At 59.3% G+C, this 1,078-nt stretch carries 1 protein-coding gene; it reads left to right on the top strand.

The window, feature by feature from the left end; all coding sequences use genetic code 11:
• Positions 1 to 135: 135 nt before the first annotated feature.
• The gene (locus tag EN939_RS35405; protein ID WP_127271965.1) at positions 136 to 927 is read left to right on the top strand and encodes a GGDEF domain-containing protein; all 792 of its coding nucleotides are present in this window, start codon (positions 136 to 138) and stop codon (positions 925 to 927) included.
• Positions 928 to 1,078 lie beyond the last annotated feature (151 nt).

Genomic DNA, 1,078 nt, shown 5'->3' with positions numbered 1-1,078 from the left:
ATCTCAGCGCTTGCTTCCGATACAACCTGAAAAGTTTACCTGCAAGGAACGGTTCCCGTGGTGGTTGTCCAAATTAACCCTCCGTAAGCCCGCCCATGCCATAAGATCAGTGGGCACTTTTCCAACGGGGAGCAGATGCGTTTCCACAAGGCGGAATCAGCATTTTTCGTCTTTATATTCGTGATCCTGGCCGCCGGCCTGGTGACGCTGCATGCTTACGGACTTCTGCAATCCTTCGCCGACGAGTTGCATACGGCTTCGGGTCTGGACAAGGTCATCTATCTCAACAAGCTCTTGTTCGCGACCGGCGTGCTCCTGGCCACCGCGCTGTTCTTCGGCATCTTCTTCATCTATCCGCTGATCCGCAAACAGGCGATGGAGGAAGGCAAGCTGCGCGCCATGACGGTCTCGCTCAGCGCGCGCTCGGAAACATTCGAGCATGCGGCGCTGACCGATGGCCTGACCGGCATGCAGAACCGGCGCTATTTCGATGATGCGCTGAAGGAGTATCTCGAGGAGTTCCGGCGCATCGAAAAGCCCGTCGGGCTGATGATCCTCGATCTCGACCATTTCAAGCAGGTCAACGACACCCACGGCCATGACGTCGGCGACGAAGTGCTCAAGGCCGTCGCGAACTGTCTCAAGGACATGACGCGCTACCACGATGTGGTGGCGCGATTGGGCGGCGAGGAGTTCGCCGTGGTCACGCCCAACATGGACGCCGAGCTTCTGGGCAAGTTTGCCGAGCGCATCCGCAAGGCGATCGCCAACATGTCGGTGCTGTCGGGCAATGTCCGCCTCAAGATCACCACCAGCGTCGGGCTCGCCGTCTGGGACCGCAAGGAAACAGCGGAAGAGTTCTATCGCCGCGCCGACCGCCAGCTTTACGAGGCGAAGAGGCAGGGCCGCAACCGCGTCTGCGCCTGAAATCCCATCACTGAATTCGTGAGGCTGGCCGTCTGGCGCCGTTTTCTGCGCTTCCGATGCTCACGGACTCAAACGTCCGCTCCGCTTCGGTTCTCGAAAACAGCACCACCCGACTCAGCCTGACGAATTCCCTGACGGGATTTACCCAAGC

Source organism: Mesorhizobium sp. M7A.F.Ca.CA.002.05.1.1 (genome assembly GCF_003998335.1).
In the GTDB taxonomy this organism is placed as follows: Bacteria; Pseudomonadota; Alphaproteobacteria; order Rhizobiales; family Rhizobiaceae; genus Mesorhizobium.
This window is presented reverse-complemented; position numbering and strand designations above follow the sequence as displayed.